The organism is Streptomyces sp. NPDC054840, assembly GCF_053611065.1.
In genome coordinates, this window is the sequence record NZ_JBSGZP010000969.1 from 1 (window position 1) to 2,076 (window position 2,076).

Below are 2,076 nucleotides of genomic sequence, written 5' to 3' on the forward strand. Positions count from 1 at the left end.
GGGAAGGCACACCCCCACCGGAGCCGCACCCGAAGGCGTGCCACCGGCCCGGCGGAGCCCGGCCGGGGCGCAGGATCCCCCGCACCGGCCGACGTACGAAAGGTGGAAGCCCCCGCAGGCCGCTCGGGCCACCGCCCTGCACGCGGGGGCCTGGTGGCTGTGGGCCCTCGGCCTCGCCACCGCCGCCTCCCGCACCACCAACCCGCTCCTGCTCGGGCTGATCATCGGCGTCGCCGGATATGTGGTCGCGGCCCGCCGCACCGACGCGCCCTGGGCCCGTTCCTACGGCGCCTTCCTCAAGCTCGGCCTCTTCGTCATCGGCCTGCGCCTGCTCTTCTCCATGCTCCTCGGCTCCCCCGTCCCCGGCTCGCACACCCTCTTCACCCTTCCGGAGATCCCGCTCCCGGACTGGGCCCAGGGCATCCGTTTCGGCGGCCGCGTCACCGCCGAGCAGCTCGCCTTCGCCCTCTACGACGGCCTGAAGCTGGCCGCGCTCCTGGTGTGCGTCGGCGCCGCGAACGCCCTCGCCAATCCGGCGCGGCTGCTGAAGTCACTCCCGGCCGCCCTGTACGAGGCCGGGGTGGCCGTCGTCGTCGCCATGACCTTCGCGCCGAACATGGTCGCCGACGTCGTCCGCCTGCGGACCGCCCGACGGCTGCGCGGCCGCCCCACCGGCGGGGTGAAGGCGATCCTCCAGATCGGCCTGCCGGTCCTGGAGGGCGCCCTGGAACGCTCCGTCGCGATCGCCGCCTCGATGGACGCCCGCGGCTACGGCCGCACCGCCGAGGTCCCGCCCGCCGTCCGCCACACCACCAACGCCCTCACCCTCGGCGGGCTCCTCGGCATGTGCGCCGGCACGTACGGACTGCTCGCCGCGCAGGGTGCCGCGTACGGGCTCCCCGTGCTCGGCGTCGGCGCCGCTCTGGCGGTCGCGGGCCTGCGTCTCGGCGGCCGCCGTTCGGTGCGGACCCGCTACCGGCCCGACCGCTGGGGTGCGCGCGCCTGGCTGGTCGCCGGTTCGGGCGCGGCCGTCGCCGCCCTGCTGATCCACGCCGGTTCCGTCGACCCCGCCGCTCTGCACCCGGGCGTGGTCCCGCTGACGGCCCCCACGCTCCCGCTGTGGCCGGCGGCCGCGATCCTGATCGGCCTGCTGCCCGCCTTCGTGGCACCCGTACCGCCCAAGGAGGCGTCGCAGTGATCCGCTTCGAGCAGGTGTCGGTCACCTACGAGGGCGCGCCCGGCCCCTCCCTGCAGGGCGTCGACCTGGTGATCCCCGAGGGGCAGCTGACGCTGCTGATCGGCCCGTCGGGCGTCGGCAAGTCCACCCTGCTGGGGGCGGTCTCCGGGCTGGTCCCGCACTTCACGGGCGGCACCCTGCGGGGCCGGGTCACGGTCGCCGGCCGGGACACGCGCACCCACAAGCCGCGTGAGCTCGCGGACGTGGTCGGCACGGTCGGCCAGGACCCCCTCGCGCACTTCGTGACGGACACGGTCGAGGACGAGCTGGCCTACGGCATGGAGTCCCTGGGCCTGCCACCTGCGGTGATGCGTCGCCGGGTGGAGGAGACCCTGGACCTGCTGGGTCTGAACGAGCTGCGCGACCGGCCGATCGCGACGCTGTCCGGCGGCCAGCAGCAGCGGGTCGCGATCGGCTCGGTCCTCACCCCGCACCCCAAGGTGCTGGTGCTGGACGAACCGACGTCCGCGCTGGATCCGGCGGCGGCCGAGGAGGTCCTCGCGGTCCTGCAACGCCTGGTGCACGACCTGGGCACGACGGTGCTGATGGCGGAGCACCGGCTGGAGCGGGTCGTCCAGTACGCCGACCAGGTCCTGCTCCTCCCGTCGCCGGGCGCGGCCCCGGTCATCGGCACCCCGGCGGAGATCATGGCCGTCTCCCCGGTCCACCCGCCGGTGGTCTCCCTGGGCCGCCTCGCGGGCTGGTCCCCGCTCCCCCTCTCGGTCCGCGACGCCCGCCGCCGGGCCGCTCCGCTCCGGGCTCGCCTGTCACCTGCGACGGGCCCGGCCGCTCCTCGAACGCCGGCGGGGACGGAAGCTGCAGCCTCGGCAAATTCAGCC

The 2,076-nt window shown here is 75.5% G+C and carries 2 protein-coding genes; both read left to right on the top strand.

Annotated features, from left to right (window positions below):
- Positions 1–37: 37 nt before the first annotated feature.
- Positions 38–1,198 (top strand): energy-coupling factor transporter transmembrane component T, encoded by a 1,161-nt coding sequence (locus ACWGIU_RS36510; RefSeq protein ID WP_453712376.1) that lies wholly within the window; start codon positions 38–40, stop codon positions 1,196–1,198.
- Positions 1,195–2,076: ABC transporter ATP-binding protein (locus ACWGIU_RS36515; protein WP_453712375.1), on the top strand; the 882-nt coding region annotated here is incomplete at its 3' end. The genes ACWGIU_RS36510 and ACWGIU_RS36515, both read left to right, overlap by 4 nt.